Source organism: Colwellia ponticola (assembly GCF_005885605.1).
GTDB classification, from domain to species: domain Bacteria; phylum Pseudomonadota; class Gammaproteobacteria; order Enterobacterales; family Alteromonadaceae; genus Colwellia; species Colwellia ponticola.
In genome coordinates this window covers 307123-330572 of record NZ_SZVP01000001.1, presented here as the reverse complement: position 1 = coordinate 330572, position 23450 = coordinate 307123, and the positions used below count along the sequence as shown (strand labels likewise).

The 23450-nt window shown below is 38.6% G+C and carries 24 protein-coding genes; 11 read left to right on the top strand and 13 right to left on the bottom strand.

Annotated features, from left to right (window positions below):
- Positions 1-127: 127 nt before the first annotated feature.
- The 3 genes from purU to FCS21_RS01375 all read right to left on the bottom strand — a co-directional run bounded on the left by purU (position 128) and on the right by FCS21_RS01375 (position 2297).
- Positions 128-1024 (bottom strand): formyltetrahydrofolate deformylase, encoded by an 897-nt coding sequence (gene purU / locus FCS21_RS01385; protein WP_246046940.1) that lies wholly within the window; start codon positions 1022-1024, stop codon positions 128-130.
- A gap of 161 nt (positions 1025-1185) precedes the next feature.
- The gene (locus FCS21_RS01380; protein WP_138620192.1) at positions 1186-1413 is read right to left on the bottom strand and encodes a VF530 family protein; all 228 of its coding nucleotides are present in this window, start codon (positions 1411-1413) and stop codon (positions 1186-1188) included.
- 155 nt (positions 1414-1568) lie between these two features.
- On the bottom strand, positions 1569-2297 hold the full coding sequence (locus FCS21_RS01375; RefSeq protein WP_138620191.1) for a glutathione peroxidase: 729 nt from the start codon (positions 2295-2297) through the stop codon (positions 1569-1571).
- A 315-nt stretch (positions 2298-2612) separates the two neighbouring features.
- Between FCS21_RS01375 and hutG the strand changes: the two genes are divergently transcribed.
- Both hutG and FCS21_RS01365 read left to right on the top strand, forming a co-directional pair.
- Positions 2613-3401: an N-formylglutamate deformylase gene (gene hutG, locus FCS21_RS01370; protein ID WP_138620190.1), complete on the top strand. Its 789-nt coding sequence runs from the start codon at positions 2613-2615 to the stop codon at positions 3399-3401.
- 55 nt (positions 3402-3456) lie between these two features.
- Entirely contained in the window at positions 3457-4854 is a 1398-nt protein-coding gene (locus tag FCS21_RS01365; RefSeq protein ID WP_138620189.1) for a formimidoylglutamate deiminase, read from the top strand.
- A 75-nt stretch (positions 4855-4929) separates the two neighbouring features.
- Here FCS21_RS01365 and FCS21_RS01360 read toward each other — a convergent pair whose 3' ends face one another.
- Complete coding sequence (locus FCS21_RS01360) at positions 4930-5286, bottom strand: hypothetical protein (RefSeq protein ID WP_171035609.1); 357 nt, start codon at positions 5284-5286, stop codon at positions 4930-4932.
- A 155-nt stretch (positions 5287-5441) separates the two neighbouring features.
- On the opposite strand from FCS21_RS01360, the gene ccoG reads away from it, so the two are divergent.
- From ccoG to FCS21_RS01345, 3 genes are read left to right on the top strand one after another with little or no spacing between them, the layout of a single operon-like run.
- A complete protein-coding gene (gene ccoG, locus FCS21_RS01355; protein WP_138620188.1) occupies positions 5442-6905 on the top strand; it encodes a cytochrome c oxidase accessory protein CcoG in 1464 nt (487 codons plus the stop codon).
- Complete coding sequence (locus FCS21_RS01350; RefSeq protein ID WP_138620187.1) at positions 6905-7891, top strand: serine/threonine protein kinase; 987 nt, start codon at positions 6905-6907, stop codon at positions 7889-7891. The genes ccoG and FCS21_RS01350 overlap by 1 nt, the downstream gene beginning before the upstream one ends.
- A 43-nt stretch (positions 7892-7934) precedes the next feature.
- Complete coding sequence (locus tag FCS21_RS01345; RefSeq protein ID WP_138620186.1) at positions 7935-8579, top strand: thiol:disulfide interchange protein DsbA/DsbL; 645 nt, start codon at positions 7935-7937, stop codon at positions 8577-8579.
- Between the two features lie 118 nt (positions 8580-8697).
- On the opposite strand, the gene FCS21_RS01340 is transcribed toward FCS21_RS01345, so the two are convergent.
- From FCS21_RS01340 to FCS21_RS01330, 3 genes are all read right to left on the bottom strand, one after another.
- Complete coding sequence (locus FCS21_RS01340) at positions 8698-9687, bottom strand: trypsin-like peptidase domain-containing protein (protein WP_246046939.1); 990 nt, start codon at positions 9685-9687, stop codon at positions 8698-8700.
- 190 nt (positions 9688-9877) lie between these two features.
- Positions 9878-11269, bottom strand: a complete 1392-nt coding sequence (locus FCS21_RS01335) for a Do family serine endopeptidase (RefSeq protein WP_138620184.1) — start codon at positions 11267-11269, stop codon at positions 9878-9880.
- Positions 11270-11420: 151 nt separating this feature from the next.
- Positions 11421-11873, bottom strand: a complete 453-nt coding sequence (locus FCS21_RS01330; RefSeq protein WP_138620183.1) for a Z-ring associated ZapG family protein — start codon at positions 11871-11873, stop codon at positions 11421-11423.
- A gap of 73 nt (positions 11874-11946) precedes the next feature.
- On the opposite strand from FCS21_RS01330, the gene FCS21_RS01325 reads away from it, so the two are divergent.
- Positions 11947-12126: a hypothetical protein gene (locus FCS21_RS01325; protein WP_138620182.1), complete on the top strand. Its 180-nt coding sequence runs from the start codon at positions 11947-11949 to the stop codon at positions 12124-12126.
- Positions 12127-12257: 131 nt separating this feature from the next.
- Complete coding sequence (zapE, locus tag FCS21_RS01320; RefSeq protein WP_138620181.1) at positions 12258-13373, top strand: cell division protein ZapE; 1116 nt, start codon at positions 12258-12260, stop codon at positions 13371-13373.
- A 99-nt stretch (positions 13374-13472) separates the two neighbouring features.
- Here the strand turns inward: zapE and FCS21_RS01315 are convergent, their stop codons facing one another.
- The 5 genes from FCS21_RS01315 to folB all read right to left on the bottom strand — a co-directional run bounded on the left by FCS21_RS01315 (position 13473) and on the right by folB (position 18025).
- Positions 13473-14984, bottom strand: coding sequence for a DUF3360 family protein (locus FCS21_RS01315; RefSeq protein ID WP_138620180.1), 1512 nt, complete (start codon positions 14982-14984; stop codon positions 13473-13475).
- A 344-nt stretch (positions 14985-15328) separates the two neighbouring features.
- Positions 15329-16171 carry a tetratricopeptide repeat protein gene (locus FCS21_RS01310; protein WP_138620179.1) on the bottom strand — a complete coding sequence of 281 codons (843 nt, stop codon included), beginning with the start codon at positions 16169-16171 and terminating at the stop codon, positions 15329-15331.
- A gap of 100 nt (positions 16172-16271) precedes the next feature.
- Positions 16272-17093 carry an undecaprenyl-diphosphate phosphatase gene (locus FCS21_RS01305; protein ID WP_138620178.1) on the bottom strand — a complete coding sequence of 274 codons (822 nt, stop codon included), beginning with the start codon at positions 17091-17093 and terminating at the stop codon, positions 16272-16274.
- A gap of 63 nt (positions 17094-17156) precedes the next feature.
- On the bottom strand, positions 17157-17654 hold the full coding sequence (gene folK, locus FCS21_RS01300) for a 2-amino-4-hydroxy-6-hydroxymethyldihydropteridine diphosphokinase (protein WP_138620177.1): 498 nt from the start codon (positions 17652-17654) through the stop codon (positions 17157-17159).
- Positions 17654-18025 carry a dihydroneopterin aldolase gene (gene folB, locus FCS21_RS01295; protein ID WP_138620176.1) on the bottom strand — a complete coding sequence of 124 codons (372 nt, stop codon included), beginning with the start codon at positions 18023-18025 and terminating at the stop codon, positions 17654-17656. Before folB ends, folK begins: the two co-directional genes overlap by 1 nt.
- A 177-nt stretch (positions 18026-18202) precedes the next feature.
- Here folB and plsY point away from each other — a divergent pair, with 177 nt between their 5' ends.
- Positions 18203-18793, top strand: a complete 591-nt coding sequence (gene plsY / locus FCS21_RS01290; protein WP_138620175.1) for a glycerol-3-phosphate 1-O-acyltransferase PlsY — start codon at positions 18203-18205, stop codon at positions 18791-18793.
- A 33-nt stretch (positions 18794-18826) separates the two neighbouring features.
- Here plsY and tsaD read toward each other — a convergent pair whose 3' ends face one another.
- A complete protein-coding gene (gene tsaD / locus FCS21_RS01285; RefSeq protein ID WP_138620174.1) occupies positions 18827-19882 on the bottom strand; it encodes a tRNA (adenosine(37)-N6)-threonylcarbamoyltransferase complex transferase subunit TsaD in 1056 nt (351 codons plus the stop codon).
- Between the two features lie 610 nt (positions 19883-20492).
- Between tsaD and rpsU the strand changes: the two genes are divergently transcribed.
- The 3 genes from rpsU to dnaG all read left to right on the top strand — a co-directional run bounded on the left by rpsU (position 20493) and on the right by dnaG (position 23347).
- Positions 20493-20708 (top strand): 30S ribosomal protein S21, encoded by a 216-nt coding sequence (gene rpsU / locus FCS21_RS01280; RefSeq protein WP_076420232.1) that lies wholly within the window; start codon positions 20493-20495, stop codon positions 20706-20708.
- A gap of 199 nt (positions 20709-20907) precedes the next feature.
- Positions 20908-21357: a GatB/YqeY domain-containing protein gene (locus FCS21_RS01275; protein ID WP_138620173.1), complete on the top strand. Its 450-nt coding sequence runs from the start codon at positions 20908-20910 to the stop codon at positions 21355-21357.
- A 232-nt stretch (positions 21358-21589) separates the two neighbouring features.
- Entirely contained in the window at positions 21590-23347 is a 1758-nt protein-coding gene (gene dnaG, locus FCS21_RS01270) for a DNA primase (protein ID WP_138620172.1), read from the top strand.
- The last annotated feature ends 103 nt before the right edge of the window (positions 23348-23450 follow it).

The following is a 23450-nucleotide window of genomic DNA, read 5'->3' as shown; positions in this document are numbered from 1 at the left end:
TAATTCAGCGTAAGTGCTGACGGCAAGAGGAGTTGACGGCGGTATATACAATACACTTCAAGAGGTGAGTTACTTATCTCTTGAAGTGCTTTGGTTAATGAGCTGAATGATGAAAATACTAGGTTAGTTAAGCTAAAATGACGGTTTTAGCCCCATTGAGGCAAACACGTTGTTCGGCATGTATTTTAACGGCGTGGCTTAACGCGGTGGCTTCTAAATCATGACCCATATGTACCATTTGCTCTATGGTAAAGGTATGATTTATCTGTTTGACTTCTTGAGCGATAATAGGCCCCTCGTCAAGATCAGCAGTAACATAATGAGCAGTGGCACCAATAACTTTAACGCCACGTGCATGGGCTTGATGGTAAGGTCTAGCGCCTTTAAAGCTCGGTAAAAAAGAATGATGAATATTAATCGCTTTACCTTGAAGTTGCTGGCATAGCTCATTAGAAAGTATTTGCATATAACGCGCTAACACGAGTAAATCGACATTAAGTTGTCTCATCAAGGCGATAATTTTTTCTTCTTGGCTTTGCTTAGTTTCAGCGGTGATCGGTAGATGATAAAACGGTACATTATGCCATTGAGTTAACGCCTGACAATCATCATGATTAGACATTACGCCAACAATATTTACTGGTAAAGCCCCTGAACGCCATTTAGTCAGTAACGACACTAAGCAGTGATCGTCTTTTGATACCGCAATAAGAATATTAGGTACATCGTCACGTTTACGCAGTTGATATTTCATGGCAAGCGGTTTGGCCAGTGCCTCTAAAGCGGCAACAAATTCATGACTAGAAACAGTTAAATTACGATCATCAAAAGCGACACGTGAAAAAAAGGTTTCAGTATAAGGATCACTATATTGAGACGTTTCGGTAATAAAAGCACCATGCAAAAACAGGCTTTGTGATACTTTAGCTAATACGCCACTGTTGTCAGGGCATTGCCAAGTTAAAATATAGTGGGTCGCTAAGGGCGTCATTGAAGGTGTAGCTAAAGACGTAGTTAAGGGCATAAGTGTTTAATTTATAATGAGTCGTGCATTCATCATAAATATATTTCAGTGCAATACCAGTGTTTTATTTTTAAACGATAAATTTTCAATATCCAATACCATTGAGCTTAGTACGGACTTAGTGACAATAGAAGGTTTTCACTACATGAGGTGATAAGCGCTTAACGATGGATTTTAGTTTTATGTTTAATGTAAAGCTGCTCTACCTTCTCTCTTGCCCAAGGAGTTTTACGTAAAAATTTTAAGGTCGATTGAATACTTGGATTATCAGTAAAGCACTTAATGTTAATGGTTTTACCTAAGGTTTCAAAACCAAAATGTGCTTCTAGTTCAGTGACTATCGTTTTGAGCGTTAGACCATGAAGAGAGTTGTAGGGTTGGTTATCCATTATATATACCAAGTTGATCAAATTGGTATTATTCCGGTATAAACAAAAAAACACAATAACGACAGTATCTCATTATTGTGTTTTATTGTGTTTTTATTACTGTGTAGTACAGCAATTTAGTTAGCCTGTATTGCTACTACGCACAAGATAATAGCTTAACTAAAGTACTTTACTAACTCATCATTACCGCCAATATGCTTACCATCAATAAATATTTGTGGTGTAGTATCTGCGTTTGAAATGGCGCGCATTGCGGCAATAGTAGTGTCTTCACCTAATACTAACTCTTCATACTGTAAGCCTTTTTCAGCTAATAACGCTTTAGCCTTAGTACAGTGTGAGCAGCCATGCTTGGTAAAAATAGCAACTTCAGTACTTTGAGCTGCTTCAGGGTTAATGAAGTTAAGCATAGTATCAGCATCAGATACTTCAAACGGGTCGCCTGGTAAATCAGGTTCAATGAACATTTTTTCAACAACACCATCTTTAACTAACATAGCATAACGCCAGCTACGCTTACCAAAACCAATTTCAGCTTTATCAACTAATAAGCCCATACCTTGAGTAAAGTCACCATTACCGTCTGGAATAAAACTAATGTTACTAGCATTTTGATCTTTTGCCCAAGCATTCATAACAAAGGTATCGTTAACCGAAACACACACTATTTCATCAACACCGTTAGCAAAAAACTTAGGCGCTAGCTCATTATAACGTGGTAAGTGAGAAGAAGAACACGTCGGTGTAAAAGCGCCAGGTAATGAAAAAACGACAACGGTTTTATTAGCAAAAATATCGTCATAGTTACGAGTACTCCAATTGTCATCGCTCATAATTGGAAAAGAAACAGCAGGAACTTTTTGACCGGTAATATCAGTAAACATGATTAAATCCTTTAATTAATAGTTAATAGGTTAACAGCTTAATTGTATTGGTTATGCCAGTAGCTACTGGCTTACCTCGTTAGCTTAGAGCTATTATGATAGCTTAGTTATGTTAAGTAAAACCGGTAAAACCTATTGTTACGATAGATTTTACCAATAATAGGTGGCTCGTGTTACAGCTTATCAAAAAAACAACTCAATACGTCACAATAAAAAAGAATGCCATAGATCCTTGCTCAGCGTAACTAACGCATGATAAATTCATTCACCATAATTTGTATATACAAGTAAAATGGTTCACTTAGCGAGGGCTTTATGAATAACAGTTATGACTTAATCACAGGTAATATTGGTGTATTGATTAGTATGCCCCATAACGGACAATTAATTCCTGATGATATAGCGTGTGCCATGACGGCTACTGCGAACCAAGTGCCTGACACCGATTGGTTTATCGATAAACTGTATGACTTTGCTCAAGACCTTGGTATCTCAATAATTAAGCCTAACTATAGTCGCTATGTTATCGACTTAAACCGTAATATTGATGGCATCAACCTATACCCAGGTGCAAATAGTACAGAACTTTGTCCAATGACCGCATTTAATTTATCGCCGTTATATTTGGCTGGTAAAGAGCCTAACCAAGCAGAAATTCAACGACGAATAACGCATTACTGGCAACCCTATCATCAAGCATTGACAAACACGTTAACGAATATGAAAACACAGTATGGCAAAGTAGTGTTATTAGACGCTCATTCCATTTTGTCACACGTACCGCGTTTTTTTACAGGACAGTTACCAGACTTTAACTTTGGTAGTGCTGATGGTCAAAGCTGTAGCGCAGAGTTGATTGAACACATAGCAAAGCTTGATTTAGCGCCATACTCTAGTGTTATTAACGGCCGCTTTAAGGGCGGTTATATCACCCGTTGTTATGGTAACCCAGCAGAAAATATACACGCTATTCAATTAGAGTTATCACAGCGTACTTATATGAACGAAGCCAGCGCGCAATATAATGAAAAAAAAGCTGCGAAAGTAAAAGAGAAACTACAATTATTTGTACAATGCTTAGCTGACTTTGCTCAAGATAAATAAAATGAGCAGCGAGAGAAGTAAAACAAACGCAATTAACAAAAATAAGTAGCACAAGATGAAACTCTATGCAGAAAATATTTTATTAAGTGATGGTTGGGCAAGTAAAAAAACTATTACTATTGAGCAAGGCATAATCACCGCGATTGATACTGGCATGACAGCAGGCGCTGAAATTGCGCGCGGTGTGGTAATACCCGGTATGGTTAATTGTCACTCACATGCTTTTCAACGTGCTTTTGCTGGTTTTAGTGAGCAGGGCAGCGACGGCCAAGACAGTTTCTGGACTTGGCGAAAAATTATGTATCAATTTTTAGCGCAGTTAACAGACCTAGATGCTAAAAATATTGCCAAGCAGCTTTATATTGAAATGCTCAAAATGGGCTATACCCGTGTGGCAGAGTTTCATTATTTACACCATGATGTTGACGGCAGTACTTATCGTGACAGTCATGGTGAACCTTCTTTAGCTACCATGGCAAAAGCCATTTTTATGGCAGCAAAAGAGTCAGGTATCGGCTTAACGTTATTGCCGGTGCTTTATCAGCATAGTGGTTTTGGTGAACAACCCCCTAGTACGGGTCAAAAACGTTTTATTAATTCTACAGAACAATTTAATCAACTAGTCAGTGATTGTTTTGACTTAAGTCAGCAATACCCTAATACTAATATTGGTATTGCCCCACATTCGTTACGTGCTGTTAATAAAAAAGCCTTGATAAGTGCTATCAGTCACCTGCGTAATTTAGATAAAAACGCGCCTATTCATATCCATATTAGTGAGCAACAACAAGAAGTGGATGATTGCATAAAGCATTACGGTAAGCGTCCAGTGCAATGGTTACTTGACAATATCGAGCTTGATAAACATTGGTGCTTAATCCATGCCACTCATATCAATGAGGACGAAAGAAAAGCTATTATCGCGACTCAAGCCACTGTTGGTATTTGCCCAACAACCGAAGCCAATTTAGGTGATGGTATCTTTCCTACGGCAGAATTTCTCGCTGAACAAGGCACTATTGCCATAGGTTCTGACAGCCATATTTCAGTTAATCCTATTGAAGAATTACGCTGGCTTGAATACGCTCAACGCCTTATTAGGCAGCAGCGTGCTATTTTATCATCCATAAAATTAGCCTCAGTAGGAGAAAACTTATGGCAACAAGCCGCAAAAGGTGGCGCTATCAGTACTAATAGCAATACCGGTTTTTTAGCCGTTGGTAAACAAGCCGATTTATTAGTACTTGATAGTGAACAAACACAATTATTTGCGAGTAATAATGCACAGCTACTCGATAGTATGATCTTTGCGAGTCAGCAAAACCCTGTTTTTGATGTGATGGTTAATGGGGTATGGCAAATAAAAGCACAACAGCATGTTGAACAAAAACAAGTGAGTGAAAATTTTGCTAAGTTATTGGTGAGGCTGTCTAGTGAATCGTATCTAGGCTAATGTTACTTATATTGCTTAAGTCGTTTATGCGTGAGTGTTAAGTCACTATTTAACAGCGACTATTCGCAGTAAGGTTTAAAGCATTTTTACATGGCGGTTTATCGTCGCGCATACTTTCTTTTGATTATTTATATGAAAATCAATATCTCTTTGCGCGGTTTTACAGAACGTTAAATGAAAAGCTTTAACATTATCTCTTGAGGCGGTTATCTCTTTTAAGTGCTTTATTTCTTTTTCTGAAAAGTTCGCTAAATCATTTTCTAAATCTAGATAGATTTTATTAGCTTTTAAACGCAGCTTAGTATCACTAAATTTACCAAACTCATTAACTAAAAACTGTTTCTGCTTATGGTAGAAGTTAGTGAGTGTTTCATTTGGATAAAAATGTAAGTAGAGCGCTACGGCAACGATTAAGATCAATAATTTTTTCATAAAATGCTATATAATATTCGCTAAGAGAATAGTATATAGTAATTAGCCAGCTTAAAGGTATCAGTTATTATAGGCTGTAATTAATAAAATCACTTCTCTTTATGATGCTAACGAGTAGTCTGTTAGTAGTTATTTCCCCATACCAAGGATTTATCGTGAGAGCAAACGACCAATCATCTTCTACACCTGAAACTAAGAAGGCAGTAGTAGAGCAGCATATTCCAGTTAAAAACGTTAACGTAGCCACTAATAAAAAAACGGGCAAAGCACGTTACAAACCAGGTGATACAATATATGTACGTAATATCACTGGTTTTTTCCAAAAATTAAGGCAACGTATAAACCTTGTTTTCTTTGGTCTTTTTTTAATTGTTCCATGGCTTCAGTTTAATGGTCATCAAGCGGTCTTGTTTGATATTAGTGAACAGCGATTTACTATCTTTAACTTAACACTTTGGCCACAAGACTTAACCTTACTCGCTTGGATTTTTATTTTTGGCGCCTTCGTACTGTTTTTTGTTACCACATTCCTTGGTCGTGTTTGGTGTGGTTACACCTGCCCGCAAACGGTGTGGACCTTTATTTTCATTTGGTTTGAAGAAAAAATTGAAGGTACGGCTAATCAGCGCAGGAAGCTCGACGCGCAAAAAAGGAATGTTAATAAACTCACACGAAAAACCTTAAAGCATAGTGCTTGGCTATTATTCTCCCTATTAACCGCAATGACTTTTGCGGGTTATTTTTCGCCGATGCAAGAATTATTTATTAATGTTTTCACGTTAAATACCACGGTAATGATGGCAGGTATTTTAGCCTTTTTTACCTTTGCGACTTACGGTAATGCGGGTTTTATGCGTGAAACTGTCTGTTTGCATATGTGTCCTTATGCGCGCTTTCAGTCTGCTATGTTTGATAAAGACACCTTAACGGTTTCATATGATGCTAAGCGTGGTGAAAGTCGTGGTCCTCGTGGTCGTAAACAAGATCACAAAGCCATGGGGCTAGGGGATTGTATAGACTGTAATTTATGTGTTGAAGTTTGCCCAACCGGTATCGATATCCGTAACGGTTTGCAATATGAATGTATTAACTGTGGTGCTTGTGTTGATGCTTGTTCAGGGGTGATGAGTAAGATGAATTATGAACAAGGCCTTATTCGTTATACTACTGAGCATGAACTCGAAGGCAAAAAAGTTCACCTAGTACGCTCTAAACTTATTGGGTACGCAATATTGCTCGTTATTATGAGTAGTATGTTAGTGCTTGAAATTGTTAATAGAGTGCCGCTATCTTTAGATATCATGCGTGATCGTACTGAGTTGGCAAAAGAAAACTTTAACGGTGATATTGAAAATGTTTATACCTTAAAAATTCTTAATATGTCGCAAACAGACAATACTTATAAGCTCTCTGTTAAGGGGATCGACAATACCACATGGCATGGTGAGCAAGAAGTTGTTGTGGGAGCCGCTAAGGTTTTTACACTGCCTATTAGTATTTCGGTTGACCCTTATGAACTAGAAAGTTACATGAATGACATTACCTTTGTCATTGAGCAAGTTGACCCTAAAGATGATGTAAGAATCGAGCAAGAAAGCCGATTCTTTAATAAACGCTAATGGCATCATTTGACTTTAGTGCCTTGTCACCTGATTTAATTATCGATGGCATAGAAAGTGCGGGCTTTGGTGTTGATAGTGGTTTATTAGCGCTTAATAGCTATGAAAACCGTGTTTATCAGTTTCATGATGAAAACTTAGTTAAGTATGTCACTAAGTTTTACCGGCCACAACGCTGGGAGCTCGCACAAATCAAAGAAGAACATAAGTTTTCTTTTGAGTTAGCTAAGCATGAGTTGCCTATTATTGCGCCACTTAAAGTGAACGGGCAAAGCTTATTTGAATATCAAGGCTATCATTTTGCTGTGTTTCCTTGTCGCGGTGGCCGTATTTTTGAGGTGGATAACCTCAATCAACTAGAATGGATGGGACGCTTTATTGGTCGCATTCATGCGGTTGCATCGCAAAAAGACTTTGTTCATCGACCAAGTTTTAATAGTGAAGAATTATTGTTTAAAGCACGTGAAACTATTCTTGCTTCCAATTATGTGCCTAAGCAATTAAGCACAGCCTTTTTTACAATTTTAGATCAGGTGATTGAGGTTGCAGCTAAACAATATTTAGCCGTTAAGCGCACGCAGCAAATTCGGTTACATGGTGATTGTCATGCTGGTAATATTTTATGGCGTGACGAAGGACCCCACTTTGTCGATTTAGATGATTGTCGAACAGGTCCTGCTATTCAAGACCTTTGGATGATGCTCTCAGGTGACAGGCAGCAACAGTTGTTACAACTTGATACACTATTAATGGGTTATGAAGAGTTCTTTACGTTTGAAAATGAACAACTTCTTTTGATAGAATCACTAAGAACCATGCGTGTTGTTAATTATATGGCGTGGTTATGTAAACGTTGGCTCGATCCCGCTTTCCCACAAAACTTTCCTTGGTTTAATACTGAAAAGTATTGGGAACAGCAAATACTTATGCTGAAAGAGCAAATGTCAGCATTGCAACAACCACCATTGAGTTTGAATAACTTTTAACCTTATTCTTCACAGGATAACGTTTTTACTTTAGGAAATAATAATGAATAGAATACTAAAATCTCTTTTGCTAATGCCACTGTTGGCTTTATCGTTAAGCGTTTCAGCTGCACAATACACAGAAGGCGAGCAGTATACTAAAGTTAATGAAACGGTAACGAAGAAAAAAGAAGTGAGAGAATACTTCTCAGTATATTGTGGTCACTGTTTTAAGTTTGAGCCTATCATGCATAATCTTAAAAAGACTTTGCCTGAAGATGCATCGTTTGAACGTAACCATGTTGATTTCTTACGCGGAGCTAGCCCGACAGTACAAAATATGATTACTAAAGCGACTATTGTTGCTGAGCAATTAGGAGATGCTGACAAATTAATTGGTGCGATATTTAATTATATTCAAGTACAGCGCGCGGTGATCACCTCAGAAAAAGACTTAAGAAATATCTTCGTGCTAAATGGTGCTGATGGTGAACAGTTTGATAAATTAATGAAAAGCTTTAGTGTTAACTCACAAGCTAAAACACTCAAGAAATATCAAGATACTATGGCTGAAAAACGTGTATTAACTGGCGTACCTACCATCATTGTTAACGGTAAATATAAAATTGATCCAAGTAAATTAGACGCTAATAACTTTGAGCAAGACTATCAAAATTTAGTGAAATACTTACTTGAGTTAGATTCATAAGCCGTACTTATCAAGATAATCATGAAAAAAGGCAGACTGTATTACTACGGTCTGCCTTTTTTTCGGCTGTTATTAGCCTAATTTACTCACTTAATACAATGCAATCCACTCACTTTAATTAGCTTGGTAACTCTATAATTTTTACTTTAGCTTCAATAGGGTTACCTCGTCGGTAAATCTTAAAGGTTAGCTCTGTATTGGGTTGGGTTTCTGCAATAATATCTAAAGCATCGGTGACATTTTTTATCGCTTGATTGTCTATTTGATACACCACATCACCAACCTGTAAGCCAGCCGCTTGGGCGGGGCTATTATTCATAATCTCCTCAATAACAAAACCTTTAAATTCATTATGATAGTTTTGTGTGGCAACACCTAACCAACCACGTACAACCTTACCATTTTCAATGATTTGACGCATAATCTTGTACGCTAATTGATAAGGTACGGCAAAGAAAATGCCTTGAATCGATAGCTGAGGATTTGACTGAGTAAATTTTCTTGAATTAATCCCCACTAAAGTACCGTTACTGTTAATCAGTGCACCGCCTGAATTACCTTCATTAATCGCAGCATCCATTTGCAAAAATTCTAAATAACTAGTGTTACTTAAACCATTACGTCCAGTGGCGCTAATAATCCCTTGAGTCACTGTTTGGCCTAAATTTAATGGATTACCAATGGCAAGTACTATGTCGCCAACCAGAGATACTTGTTGTTCTTTTTGTGGAATAACGGGTAGGTTACTGGCATTTATTTTTAGTACCGCTAAATCGGTATAATGATCAAAACCAATGAGTTCAGCAGGATACACCTGACCATTTTGTAATAACACCTGTATAAGGTCTGCTTGGCGAATAACATGTAAGTTAGTCAATATATAGCCATGGGTACTCATTATTACCCCTGAGCCTAAACGGGTGCTTTTTCGAGGTTTACGGCCATACTGTGGGTTGACTTCTATTTGTTCAGAATAAATATTTACAACGGCTGGGCTGGCAATGCTAACGGCTTTAGCAAAAGACAATGGCGCCTTTTGGCTTTGACCGCCTTTAAAAAGACTTTTTGCTAAGCTACTATCGCTTAAGTTAGGTACTAAATTTGGCATGAAAAGTAATAAAATTACCGCGATAAGGACGCCGTAACTTACTGCTGTTATTATATATTTTAGTGAAGAGATGATTTTCAAAGGCTATCTAATATTATATGCGACCGATATTTTTAGTGTAACATAAAAAAAGCGCTTGTTATTAGCTCCTGTAATCCAATAACAGGAGCTAATCATTAGATAATCGTGCTTAACGTATCATTATGTACTGCGAAATATTACCTCTAATAATGTTTATCGCTAGCACACCACTGGTGTCTTTTAGTTGATCACGCAACTGAGCTATATCTTTAATACGGCTACGGTTAACGCCAATAATGATATCACCCGCCTTAAAACCCGCCATGTGAGCAGGTGAACCTTCCGCTACGTTTTCTATGACTACCGCTTGTTTTTTACTGTCATTTGTTAATTGCGCACCTTTTAGCATAGTATGGATACTGGCTGCAGCAATCTCTGCGCTTTGGTCTTGCTTTAACTTAACGGTAAATGTTTTAGTATCACCATCTCTTATGACTGTTAGGTTTACCTTTTTATTCGCACCTATTGAGCCTATTTTCGCGCGTAACTCAAAGAAGCTTTTTATAGGTTTACCATTCATGGCGACAATGACATCGCCGGCTTTAATCCCTGCTTCATCAGCAGCTGAATCAGGCATTACTTGAGCAATAAAACCACCTTGATTGGTTTCTAGCTCCATTGCTTTGGCTATTTCACTGTTGACACTGTGCCCTGATACGCCAAGGATACCGCGATGTACCTCACCAAACTCAATGATTTGGCTAACAAGGTTATGCATCATATTACTTGGAATAGCAAACCCAATACCAACATTGCCGCCACCAGGACCTAAAATGGCAGTATTAATACCTATTAACTCACCACGTAAGTTCACTAACGCGCCACCAGAGTTACCACTGTTTATTGCCGCATCGGTTTGAATGAAATCTTCATATTGTTCAATATTTAAGTTACTACGACCAAGTGCGCTGACAATACCCGAGGTAACGGTTTGTCCTAAACCAAAGGGGCTACCAATAGCAACGGTGAAGTCACCGACGCGTAAATTATCAGAATCAGCGAGCTTAATGCTATGTAAATTTTTGGCTTCAATTTGCAATAAGGCAATATCACTTTTTGCATCACTACCAAGCTTTTTCGCTTCTATTTGACGACCATCTTTTAAAGTGATCATGATTTTGTCAGCATTTTCTATTACGTGATTGTTGGTAACAATATAGCCTTCATCACTATCAATAATGACGCCTGAGCCTAGGCCTCGAAAAGGTCGCTGCTGTGCTTGATTTTGCCCTCTGTTACCAAAGAAAAACTTGAAGGCTTCAGGTACATTTTGTTGTGATACTTCATGTGTACCAACAACAGAAATACTGACCACGGCAGGAGTGGCATGCTCAAGCATAGGAGCTAGACTGGGCATGACATGACCATCTACTTGTGGGGGTAAATTTGCGAGAGCAGGGGCACTAGTCAGTGCTAAAGCCGATGAGAATAAAGCGGCGCTGATGACAAGAGATAATTTAGATAATTTTGCAGACGCAGATGGTTTAAAGGGCTTTTTCATATTTAAGAGTTCTCCGAGAATTATTATTGTTAGACAAATAAGCCAATAAATAAAAACAAACAAAAAGTTAACTAGTACGTAGTTAACTTTTTATAATTACCCTAAAATAGACTGAACTAAAAGACTTTAGTTCAGTAAATCATGTATCAAATTACCCTGCGGATGTAACTTTTTGTTTCTGGTCAACAAATAAACCACTTGGACCATCAGAATAATCTAAAGGGGGCTCTGTTGTTTCAGGAATTTCGATGCTGCGACTTTGATGACGCAATGCTGCCGTTTGAGCAAGTTGTTGCTGAGTCTCTTCAGAGAAAAACGGCATGTTATCAACTTCTGCATCGGTCGCTTTTTGCAATAACTTAGTACTCTCTTGCATTTGCTTCATTGCCGTTTGACAGGTGTTATTCATTTGATCAAGTAATTTAGCAGAGCTTGCTAAATGTTCAGCAACATCAACTTTATATTGTGCTAAAGCGGTTTCACTTTTATTTACTTGTTCTATTAGTCTACGTTGTTCTTGGCTTGAGCTAGACAAAAAACGGGTTGCTAAAAAACCACCAAGTCCGCCAATAATAAAAATGACGAGGGCTATTACTACATCCATTGAGTTACCTTACCTTGTAAAGAGAAATAAATTCGTTTAGTACTAGGGTCTATTGACCTTTCGCGGTTAAATTTTGTTCGAGATAAAAGCGCTTGTTGCTCACTTTTACGGCGTTATCGCCTTTTTATGTGAACAACCACAGGAAAAGGCTCAGTCTTGTATCACTAGCCAACAAGTTGCTGCAAAAGTGATCTTGAAAGAACAACCGACCCTACTGTATTTGTATATCGAGTATTCATACGTTTGGTATTAATATAATGCCAAGATGATTATACTACCAGCAAAAAAAAATTGTTTAGTAAAAAATTACGGTTTGTTGAACTTCTAAAATGCAACGACCCCTAGTAAAAACATATTTTATATATTAATAAATATAGGCTCTCAATGATAAAGCTCACTCCTTTAAATAGATATAAGCAGGATTTAACCAGAGATGATTTTCTTTTTGATGCAGCGCAAGAAAACGCGGTTATGCACCTGCAACGTTTATATGACGATTTACTTAGTAAGCCAGTTGCCGTATCAAGTTTTAAAAAAGTGGTTAACCGCTGGAAGAAAATTTATAAAAAGCAAAAGCTTGATCCTGTTAAGGGGTTGTACTTTTGGGGTGGGGTAGGGCGAGGAAAAACCTATTTAGTAGACACTTTTTTTGAAAGCCTCCCGTTTGATAACAAAATGCGTGTCCATTTTCATCGTTTTATGCACCGCGTTCATCAAGAATTAAAAAGTTTATCAGGGCAATCTGATCCATTAAAAATTATTGCGAAAAAATTTGCTAGCGAAACACGCATTATTTGTTTTGACGAGTTCTTTGTTTCAGACATTACCGATGCGATGATTCTAGGGACACTTTTTGAAGAGTTATTTGCTCGAAATGTTACTTTAGTTGCCACCTCTAACATTATTCCTGATGAGCTATACCGTAATGGTTTACAGCGAGAGCGATTTTTACCGGCGATAAAATTAATTAATGAAAATACCGATATTGTTAATGTCGATAGTGGCGTTGATTATCGCTTAAGAACGTTAGAGCAGGCGGAAATATTTCATTATCCACTTGATGAACAAGCCGATAAAAATTTACAACACTACTTTAAACAATTATCAACGGGTGAAAGTGAAGTAGGGCAGTCTATTGAGGTTAATAAACGTCAGTTAGCTACGGTGTTAGTCAGTGATGGTATCGTGTATTTTGACTTTTCAGTGCTTTGTGAAAGTGCGCGCAGTCAGGGTGATTATATGGTGATAAGCCAGCGTTATCACACGGTATTAATGGCTAATGTTAAAGAAATGGGGCCTGATTGTGATGATACTACGCGCCGATTTATCGCTTTAGTTGATGAATTTTATGAACGTAATGTTAAATTAATTATGTCGGCAGAAGTCGCCTTAGAAGATTTGTATACGGGGGGGCGTTTAGCGTTTGAATTCAAGCGCTGTTTGAGCCGCTTACAAGAAATGCAATCACATGACTACCTCGCTAGTGAGCACTTACCTTAGCGGGTATATCAATCAGATTAACCTAACGTGTTAGTGTTAGGCTAATCTGATGTTGTCAGTTAAAGCGATTAAAAAAACTCAGTATGAGAGCTCTGAGCCTTAGTGACGAAAGCTAGGAATAAGCGCAGGAATACCCGGTAACAGGCCTACCGACGCCATAACCGTTGTTAATAACACAAACATCACCCCTGGAATAATCCAGCGATTCATTTTAGTTAGCTCTAAACTACGCTCTTTACAACCAATTAAACCCAGATTATCAAGTAATATAGTAAGCGCCCAACCAAAAGCAGGGTTAACCAGTGCTGAAGAAAACACAACAATCGCTGCCGACTGAGTTGTTTTACCTTCACGTGTCATTTCCATACCTGCTTCAAGTAAAGGGATAAATACTCCAACGATTAAAGCAACACACAGCACGGGTTGCCATATTGCTAAATCCATTGGGTAGCCCCATATGCCAGCTATAACACAAAACAAAGCGGTTAATAAAGCGCCTGCAGGAATAGGGCGTTTAGCAATAGCGGCAGGCACCATGTAAGTCCCCCACGAAGAGGCGAAGTTAGCTCCCCCTAAAAGTGAACCAAAGGTTTGGCGAATAGAGGCATTAACCATAGTATCGTCAATGTTCATTTGTACTTTTTCAGTGCGCTCAGGATAACTAATTTTTTGAAATACTTGATGACCTAAAAAGTCAGGCGACCACATTGCTACCGCTAAAATAGCAAAAGGCAGTACAACCACAAAACTTTCAATGGTAGGTAATCCAAGCATCCAACCGGTATCTTCACCCCACCAATACATTGGATTCATATTAGGTAAACCTGGGCTGGTGATAAACTCAAAAGGTGCGCCCATTGCAAAGGCTAACGTACCACCTAACACACAGCTTAACGGTACGGCTAACCAACGCTTTCCTTGGTGTTCAAGCAAGGCATATAATAAAATAGTACAGAGAATAACCACAAAAGGGATGTGTGTCATACCGATATCTTCGCCCCAAGCGAATAGTTTCTTAACCTGTGACGTAGTGCCGACAAAACCAAGATACAGTAATAGACCTCCGCAAACTCCTTTACTTGTTAAGTTGGCCAGCATACTGCCGCCTTTACTAATAGCTAACAGTAGGCCAAATGCGCCAATGAGTAAGCCAAATGCCATGGGGTGACCACCAGCAGCAACGACAATAGGAATAAGTGGAATTAATGGACCATGAGTACCGGCTAGGTTAGCCGTCGGTAATAAAAAACCAGAGAAAAGCACAATGAAAACCGCGGCTATTAACAGTTCGTAGCGTACGTTGGCCAATACAAAGCCATCATCTAGTCCAAGCGGTGCAGCAAAGGTGGCGGCTATAGCGCCAACCATCACCACTTTGCCTATAGTCGCCGCCATGGCGGGAATAGCATCTTCTAACTCAAAACGATAATCCCTAAAGGGTAAGTTGGGACGCCAGCGTCTGGGCGCCATAATTTGCAATTCATGCTCTAAATATTCTTCACGGGTATTAAATGCTGAACTTGGTTTATATTTTTGTTGGTAACTGAGTTCATCTCTGTCAGGTTGAGGCTCAGATTTTGGCTCAAGTGTTGATTTAGCAGTATTGTCCATTATTTTTTATTACCTTTGTTCACGACTTTAAAGATTTAGCTATATTTCAGCGACATATCCTATCTTAACGTAGTGCTTATTGCTAACCATAAGCAGTAAAAAAGACTCAATCATTAGTCGTAGACGCGCAACATAATAACACTGGTTTTATTGTTTTTTTTCGTGGCTAAACTGGCTAACCTCGCTTAGATTGCGCTTAAAAGCATAAAAAAAGCCCAACGCATTACTGAGTTGGGCTTCGTTATTTTATGGTCTCGTCTAGGTCGCTATGTAGGGGATGACAGGTACTGATGAGAGCTAATAATGGTCTTGAAGAGTTGGCTAATAAATTAATCCGTTTGTTATTAATACAGTAAAGTGTAAAGCTTTCGGCGGAATTTTATTGCCAATGGATCACCATCGGGTAAGGCTTTTAACACATCGAGAAACAGCTCCTTGCTTCTTGCTTTTGTGCCTTCATCACCGGCTTGTACTAAACGAAATAATATTGTTAAGGCATCCTCTTGGCGATTTACTTGACTGTACTGTGCTGCTAGCTGTTGGTTCAGGTTAATATCACCAGGTGCTGCCTTTAACTGCGCTTCTAATGCTTTAATTTCAGGTGAGTTAGCTGCTTGTTCGGCTAACTCTACTTTGGCCATTAACGCTTGATACTCGCTACCTTGGTCAACTAAAGTGATAGTCGCTAATAACGCTTTTGCTTCACTCGCTTTTCCCGTTTGTAAATAAACGTCAATTAATACTAGTTTAATATCAGCACGACTATTATCTGCTTGGTAGGCTTGCATAATCGCATTAGTGGCTTCTGTTAATTGCTTGTTAGCCAGTGCGGTTTTTGCTTGCTCAAGGTAAATATCTTCAGCTTTAGGTAAATGTTTATCTAAAAATACGGCGATGCTAGCATCATCTTGAGGCCCTGAAATACCATCAAGTGGTTGTGCATCTTTTAATAGTATAGCGGTAGGTAAACCTTCAATGCCAAACTGTTGTGCTATTTGCCCTTGGCTTTGACAATCTACTGTCGCCAAAATGATATGGTCATCTAAGTTTGCCAGTCTAGCGGCAAGTTTATCGCGTAAGGCAACACTTTCAGGTATTTGTTCTGCCCAAAAGCTTACCAGTACTAATTTTTCTTTTGATTGATCAACAATGACTTGTTGAAAGTTATCTAAGGTAATAGCAATCATATTTTTATTCTCAAATCTGTTATTTAGATAGTAATGTATATATTAATTTATAGGTTAATTAAATACGGTTAGCTTACTGAGGTTATCGCGATACTTTTTGTTAATTTAATATAAACCAAAGCAAACCAAAGCCGAGAAGTAATCGATAAATAACAAACGGCATCATACCTAACTTTTCTAATAAAATAAGGAAGTAATGAATACAGGCATAGGCGCTAATAAAGGCTATTAAACTGCCTAAGCCCATGGCAAACCAATCAACAGCTTCGCTTGATAAGACCAACTTTAACGTTAAATAACTTCCTGCCATGGTAATGGCTGGTATCGACAATAAAAATGAAAAGCGTGCCGCGTTATCACGACTTAAACCAAGCATCAAACCAATAGTCATGGTGATACCTGAGCGGGAGGTACCGGGAATAAGAGCCACAGCTTGTGCTAAGCCAATTAACATAGCTCCTTTAAAACCGAGTTTTTCCATCGGTTTATGCTCAGTACGATGACCCGCTTTTACATCGGCAAAACCTAATAAAAACCCAAAGAGTAATGTTGTTAAGGCAATGACTAAAGCTGAGCGTAAATGCGCTTCAATAAAGTCTTTACCTAATAAACCAAATAAGCCTGCAGGAATAGTTGCCAGTAAAATCCACCAGGCTAATTTACCATCAAAACTAGCTTGACCTTTTTCTGGACCAACACCAACGGTACCTAACCAAGCAACGGCCATCACGCTTACTTCTTTACGAAAATACATAACTACAGCTAATAAAGTACCAACATGTACGGCAACGTCAAAGGCTAAGCCTTGATCTTGCCAACCCAAAATTTGTGAAGGTAATATCAAATGGGCGGAACTGGAAATGGGTAAAAATTCGGTTAAGCCTTGTAATAAAGCCAGAATGATTATTTCTAAAGTGCTCATGTGTTGCTGGTTGTCCTTTAACTTTTATGTATGTTTTTTATAGGTATATATATCCAAGCTACTTTACCAGCAGCTTTCAACGATACTGAGTTGTTGACTACGTTTGTTGTAATCTTGCCATAAATCTTGATAGCTCTTTTTTAAAATAGGGTGGACTAAGTTTGGCGCTACTTGACTCAATGGCCATAATACAAAAGCATTTTTTGTTATTTCATCACGAGGAAGTTGTGCGGGCTGATTAATAATTAAATCATCGTATAATAACAAATCGAGATCTAAACCGCGTGGACTAAACTTTTTAGCTGTATGGTCACGACCATGAGAGGTTTCAATGTCACGCAACATGGTGACTACTTGTTCAATGCTATGAGGGCAGGTGATACCAATAACCATATTATAAAAAGCATCGCCAGTAAAACCGACCGATTCGCTTTCAAATAGTGATGACAAGGTTAATGCTTCAAAGGGCAGTTCAAACGCTTGAGCTAAAGAAAGTAGTCCCGCTTTAACATAGTATTCACGTTCAATATTACTGCCCAGTGATATGTATATTTGCGCCATTAAAGAGAAGTCTCTGTGGTTTGTTTACCACGCTCAATCTCTACCGCAACCGTTTGCGCATTATGTACCGCGCCAGGCTTACCTATAGTCAGTTTTAACCAAGGGATTAGGTATTGGGTCATTAAATAACTCGCTAAGCGTTCAGCAAGTGTTTCAATTAAATCAACAGGATTTTCGTTGGCAAAGCGCTCAATAGCTTCTGAAATTTCAGCATAATTTAACGTTTTTGCTAACTCATCGTTTAACGCAGCATCAGCGATGTTCCAGCCCATAGCGAGATCTATCACTAAGGTTTGCTTTATTTCTTTTTCCCACTGATAAAAACCAATAGTGGTTTGAATACTTAACCCTTTAATTAACACCTTATCCATGACTTACCTACTACCTTGTGAGAACTTTTTCATAAAATTAGAGACGTAACATTGTTATTGTTACAAAATAAAAGCAATTTTACCTGCGAAGTGCTAGAAAAACTAGCACAGATGAAGATAGAATGAGAATTACCTTTTTGTACTTATTTGTGCGGACTAATGGACTTTACTACCTAGATGCTACTACTTCTTTTCACTATGATTATTGTTGCTTATTTAATAGGCTCTATTTCTAGTGCTATATTGGTTTGTAAATTTGTTGGCTTACCAGACCCGAGAACAGCAGGTTCTAAAAACCCTGGTGCAACCAACGTATTACGCATGAGTAACAAACTTACTGCGGCAACGGTATTATTTTTGGATGTGCTTAAAGGGACTATCCCTGTTTGGGGGGCTTACTTTTTAGCGATGGAACCGCTCTATTTAGGCTTTATTGGTGTTGCTGCCTGTTTAGGGCATATGTATCCAATATTTTTTAATTTTCAAGGTGGTAAAGCCGTAGCCACAGCCTTAGGTACATTGTTACCGATAGGGTTTACCTTGGGCGGCTTGTTAATTTTGACTTGGTTATTGGTGGTGAAAGTAAGTAAGTACTCTAGCTTGGCGGCTATTATTACAGTGTCGATGGCACCATGGTATGTTTACTTATTAAAACCGCTTTATGTTTACCCAACGATAATGCTTAGCGGTTTAATCATACTTCGCCATCGAGATAATATTAAGCGCCTACTTAAAGGCACTGAAAGTAAAATTAATCATAAAATTTAGCTAGGCCGTTAGTAAACGGCGTTAACTAAATTATTAGGCTTTTGTTACCGAAGGAAGTGAGTCTAATGCCCAGCGAGGGTTCGCTTTAAAGGTTAAATCAGCATGAGTACCCGCTTTTAAACGTTGCATACCCGCATAAGCAATCATAGCGCCGTTATCAGTACAAAATTCAGGGCGAGGATAAAAAACACTGCCACCTAGTTTTTTAGTGGTTACTGCTAATTGCTCGCGTAGAGCAGTGTTGGCGCTTACGCCACCGGCAATAACTAATCGATTCAGCTTTTCTTGCTGCAAAGCACGTTTACATTTTATTGCTAAAGTATCAACGACCGCTTTTTGAAAAGCGTTGGCAATATCTGCATGGGTTTGTGTCAATTCAGCTTCGCTTAAGTCTTGGCATTCTTTACGCACTAACGTACCTGCCGCCGTTTTTAAACCACTAAAACTGAAATCTAAACCGGGTCTGTCTGTCATCGGGCGTGGTAATTTAAAGCGTCCTACTACGCCGCTTTGTGCCATTTTAGATAATGCCGGACCGCCAGGGTAATCTAAGCCTAGTAGTTTTGCTGTTTTATCAAAGGCTTCACCGGCTGCATCATCAACTGACTCGCCTAGTAGCTTGTATTCGCCAATAGCGTCAACACGCACTAGCATGGTATGACCACCAGACACTAACAATGCCACAAACGGAAATTCAGGCACATCATCTTCTAGCATAGGTGCTAATAAATGACCTTCCATATGATGCACAGGCACTGCAGGTAAATCCCAGCCATACGCCAAGCTGCGGCCAATAGAGCAGCCGACTAAAAGCGCGCCCACTAAACCCGGGCCAGCAGTATAAGCAACACCATCTAAATCTTGTGGCGTTAGGTTAGCATCAGCCAACACTTCTTTAATTAAAGGAATAGTTTTACGGACATGATCTCTTGAAGCAAGTTCAGGTACTACGCCACCGTAATCAGCATGAACCGCGATTTGACTATATAAACGATGCGCGAGTATACCTTCAGGGCTGTCGCCTTGACCGTCATCATAAATGGCGATGCCAGTTTCATCACAAGAAGTTTCAATACCCAAAATACGCATAAATATACTCTCAAAAGTAATGCAAAAAACGCTTAATAAAGCGTAAAAGAAGACTAAAAAATTAGAAATACGACCAACATGACTTATCGAAATAAATCACAGCATAAGTAGCAACAATAAAAGCCCATTAATTTGGTGATTTTACTGTGTTTACTAAGCAGACACCAGCCTATTTAATCTGAACTTGGTTTAAAAATACTCTTATGTGTTGAAATATGTCGCTTATGTTTTTGTTTTACTATCTCACGTGATAGTTTTGCTTAATTCAAGGCAAATACACGCGTCAATAGCGAGTCTATTGCACGTGTATTAAACGCTAAAGTCAGTAAAAGTAGCTTCTAAATAAGGGGTTATTAAGTCGAGTTTAGATTACTTACGGTATTCATTTAATAAGATTCTTATAACACTTTACATTAGCGAACACTTAGTAGTAGAATATGTCACCAATTTTTTTTGATAGAGCGGGTGTAGATGAAGCAAACATTACGCAAGTATCGATAAAATCAATATAGCTCAACTTATGTTAGCTATGATGATAGTGTCGAATCTAGTGTCTGTTTAGTAGAAATCCATCACCGATTTATATAGATACCCTAAGGTAATAAAGTACATGCCAGTAATTAAAGTAAGAGAAAACGAACCATTTGACGTTGCATTACGTCGTTTTAAACGTTCATGTGAAAAAGCAGGAATCCTTTCAGAAGTTCGTCGTCGCGAATGTTATGAAAAACCAACTTGGGAACGTAAACGTAAAAAAGCAGCTGCTGTTAAACGTGCTGCTAAAAAAGTTTCTCGCGAGAACGCTCGTCGCGTTCGCATGTACTAAGATATTCCTTAGTAAATACCCGCTCCATTTGAAGATATAAAATTCAGCTGAAGTTAGAAACGCCTTATAAGCAGGCATTGATTGTGAAAAGGCTAGCCCTCATCTACATCAATCACGCAGTAGAAGGTATTTCTAAACCAGCCTATTCAAGTAGAACGGGTATGCAAATTTCTAAGAGCTTGCCTATTATGGAGAGAAAATGTCACTTCTAAGTCAACTCAACGATGAAATGAAAATTGCTATGCGAGCCAAAGACAAGTTACGTCTTGGCGTTATTCGCATGGCAATTTCTGCTGTTAAGCAAGCAGAAATTGATCACAACACCGAAGCAACAGATGACAACATTACCGCGATATTGACCAAAATGGTTAAACAACGTAAAGAGTCAATTAAAATGTTTACTGAAGGCGGTCGTGATGAATTGGCAGAAAAAGAGGCCGCTGAAATAACGGCGTTAGAATTTTTTATGCCAGAGCCGCTTAACGCAGAAGAAATTAATGCATTAATAAATAACGCGATTATAGAATCTGAAGCAGCCTCAATGGCTGATATGGGTAAAGTAATGGCGCTATTAAAACCTGTAATGCAAGGTAAAGCTGACATGGGCGCAGTAAGCGGTCAAGTAAGAGCAAGGCTACAGGCTTTATAGTTTACGCAGTTTGCGAACACTACAATTAATACATAATAAAATATATAAAAAACCGTAATGGCTTTAGTTATTACGGTTTTTTTGTCCCTGTATTTTGTCTTAGCAATTAGCCCGATTAGTATTCATTATTTTATTATGTTGTTGTAGCTAATATCAGCAACTACTGATTTCTCTACCGAGATTGTGTAGAATAATCGCGTTGTATTTTCCTTTATCGGTGACCCTTACTATTATGGCTGGACGCATTTCTCGACAATTTATTGATGACTTACTCAACCGAGTAGATATTGTTGATTTGGTTGATAGCCGAGTTCCCTTAAAAAAAGCAGGTAAAAACCACCAAGCTTGTTGCCCATTTCATAATGAAAAATCTCCCTCGTTTACAGTGAGCCAAGACAAACAGTTTTATCACTGTTTTGGCTGTGGTGAACACGGTAATGCCATTTCCTTTTTGATGGAATTTGACCGCCTCGACTTTGTTGATGCCGTTGAAGAGCTTGCTTCATATTGTGGTGTTGAAGTTATCCGAGAAGAGAACACCGCCAGTCCAGAAGAGCAACGCCGTCAACAAAAAGTCTATCAGCAAAAACAAGACGACTATGAATTAATGGCGCAAATTAGCCGCTTCTTCCAGCAACAATTAAAAGTGGCAAGTGACAAAGAAAAAGCCATTAGCTACTTAAAAGGCAGAGGTTTAAGTGGCGAAGTGGTAAAGCGTTTTGGTATTGGTTATATCAGCGATGCTTGGGACGGTATGATGAGTACTTTTTCACGTAATGGCCAAGCTAACCAGCAATTAATTGACTTAGGCATGGCGATTGCTGGTGATAAAAATCGACCTTATGATCGTTTTCGTGGTCGTATCATGTTTCCTATTAGCGATAAACGTGGCCGTGTTATTGGTTTTGGCGGTCGTGTTTTAGGCGATGAAAAACCTAAGTACTTAAACTCGCCAGAAACCCGCGTTTATCATAAAGGCCAAGAACTGTATGGTTTGTATGAAGCCAAACAAGCAAATAAACAACTAACAAGGCTCATTGTTGTTGAAGGTTACATGGATGTTGTCGCGTTAGCACAACATGGTGTTAATTACGCCGTTGCCTCATTAGGCACAGCAACAACGTTCGAGCAGTTACAAACCTTATTTAGAACTGTGCCAGAAGTTATTTGTTGTTACGATGGTGACAGAGCAGGGCGCGAAGCCGCGTGGCGTGCAATGGAAAACGCCTTACCACTTATTCGAGATGGCTTTTCATTAAAGTTTGTTTTTTTACCTGATGGTGAAGACCCTGACTCATTAGTACAAAGCCAAGGACAACTTACTTTTGAAAGTATGCTTGATAATGCCATGCCATTATCTAAATTCTTGTTTGAACAACTTATGCAAAGAGTCGATATGACATCCCTTGAAGGGCGAGCTGCGCTAGTTGAGTCATTCCAGCCGTACTTATCTAAACTACCTGCCAGTATTTTAAAAGATGCCATACTCAATGAAATTGCCAATAATTTTGGTACAGGTAGTGAACAATTTCTCAGTAAGTTTACTAAAAGTTTACAAGGTGAAGTAGTTAAAACACGTGTTAAAGTTAGTACAAAAGTAACACCGGTAAGATTAGCCCTTGCTTTATTATTAGAACATCCCCATATAGCTAATAGTTTAGGTGATATTAATGTACTGCAGCCCTTAACAGTGCCAGGTATAGCGCTATTAATGCAGGTGTTAGCTGTTTGTCAGCAAAACCCCAGCATTAAATCACCACAACTACTTGAATACTTTCGTGGTACAGAGCAAGGCGCTCAATTAGCAAAATTAATGTGTTGGCAACACCATGTTGAAGCTGAAGCCGCAACGGACGTGTTTCTTGATAGTATTGAAAAGTTATTAAACAATTTTGTTGAGCAACGCGCAGAAGTGTTATTGCAAAAAGCACGCGCAGGACAAATGACGGCAGAAGAAAAGTTAGAATTACAAGCAATACTCAATGCTTAATCGCTAATTTTAACTATACTGAGTCGGTATCTGCAAAATTAGCAGGTATAAATGTTAACAAGCGATTAAGGCAGTATATTTGCTGGTAACTAAGTTGAAAATT

Bases quoted from the DNA above. Each gene is read 5' to 3' on its own strand.
- rpsU (WP_076420232.1), top strand. From the start codon at position 20,493: ATGCCAGTAATTAAAGTAAGAGAAAACGAACCATTTGACGTTGCATTA.
- FCS21_RS01375 (WP_138620191.1), bottom strand. From the start codon at position 2,297: ATGTTTACTGATATTACCGGTCAAAAAGTTCCTGCTGTTTCTTTTCCA.
- FCS21_RS01305 (WP_138620178.1), bottom strand. From the start codon at position 17,093: ATGAGCACTTTAGAAATAATCATTCTGGCTTTATTACAAGGCTTAACC.
- FCS21_RS01365 (WP_138620189.1), top strand. From the start codon at position 3,457: ATGAAACTCTATGCAGAAAATATTTTATTAAGTGATGGTTGGGCAAGT.
- tsaD (WP_138620174.1), bottom strand. From the start codon at position 19,882: ATGCGTATTTTGGGTATTGAAACTTCTTGTGATGAAACTGGCATCGCC.
- FCS21_RS01350 (WP_138620187.1), top strand. From the start codon at position 6,905: ATGGCATCATTTGACTTTAGTGCCTTGTCACCTGATTTAATTATCGAT.
- FCS21_RS01360 (WP_171035609.1), bottom strand. From the start codon at position 5,286: ATGAAAAAATTATTGATCTTAATCGTTGCCGTAGCGCTCTACTTACAT.
- FCS21_RS01335 (WP_138620184.1), bottom strand. From the start codon at position 11,269: ATGAAAAAGCCCTTTAAACCATCTGCGTCTGCAAAATTATCTAAATTA.
- folK (WP_138620177.1), bottom strand. From the start codon at position 17,654: ATGGCGCAAATATACATATCACTGGGCAGTAATATTGAACGTGAATAC.
- zapE (WP_138620181.1), top strand. From the start codon at position 12,258: ATGATAAAGCTCACTCCTTTAAATAGATATAAGCAGGATTTAACCAGA.
- FCS21_RS01380 (WP_138620192.1), bottom strand. From the start codon at position 1,413: ATGGATAACCAACCCTACAACTCTCTTCATGGTCTAACGCTCAAAACG.
- FCS21_RS01315 (WP_138620180.1), bottom strand. From the start codon at position 14,984: ATGGACAATACTGCTAAATCAACACTTGAGCCAAAATCTGAGCCTCAA.
- purU (WP_246046940.1), bottom strand. From the start codon at position 1,024: ATGCCCTTAACTACGTCTTTAGCTACACCTTCAATGACGCCCTTAGCG.
- FCS21_RS01275 (WP_138620173.1), top strand. From the start codon at position 20,908: ATGTCACTTCTAAGTCAACTCAACGATGAAATGAAAATTGCTATGCGA.
- FCS21_RS01310 (WP_138620179.1), bottom strand. From the start codon at position 16,171: ATGATTGCTATTACCTTAGATAACTTTCAACAAGTCATTGTTGATCAA.
- FCS21_RS01340 (WP_246046939.1), bottom strand. From the start codon at position 9,687: ATGCCAAATTTAGTACCTAACTTAAGCGATAGTAGCTTAGCAAAAAGT.
- FCS21_RS01345 (WP_138620186.1), top strand. From the start codon at position 7,935: ATGAATAGAATACTAAAATCTCTTTTGCTAATGCCACTGTTGGCTTTA.
- plsY (WP_138620175.1), top strand. From the start codon at position 18,203: ATGCTACTACTTCTTTTCACTATGATTATTGTTGCTTATTTAATAGGC.
- hutG (WP_138620190.1), top strand. From the start codon at position 2,613: ATGAATAACAGTTATGACTTAATCACAGGTAATATTGGTGTATTGATT.
- dnaG (WP_138620172.1), top strand. From the start codon at position 21,590: ATGGCTGGACGCATTTCTCGACAATTTATTGATGACTTACTCAACCGA.
- FCS21_RS01330 (WP_138620183.1), bottom strand. From the start codon at position 11,873: ATGGATGTAGTAATAGCCCTCGTCATTTTTATTATTGGCGGACTTGGT.
- folB (WP_138620176.1), bottom strand. From the start codon at position 18,025: ATGGATAAGGTGTTAATTAAAGGGTTAAGTATTCAAACCACTATTGGT.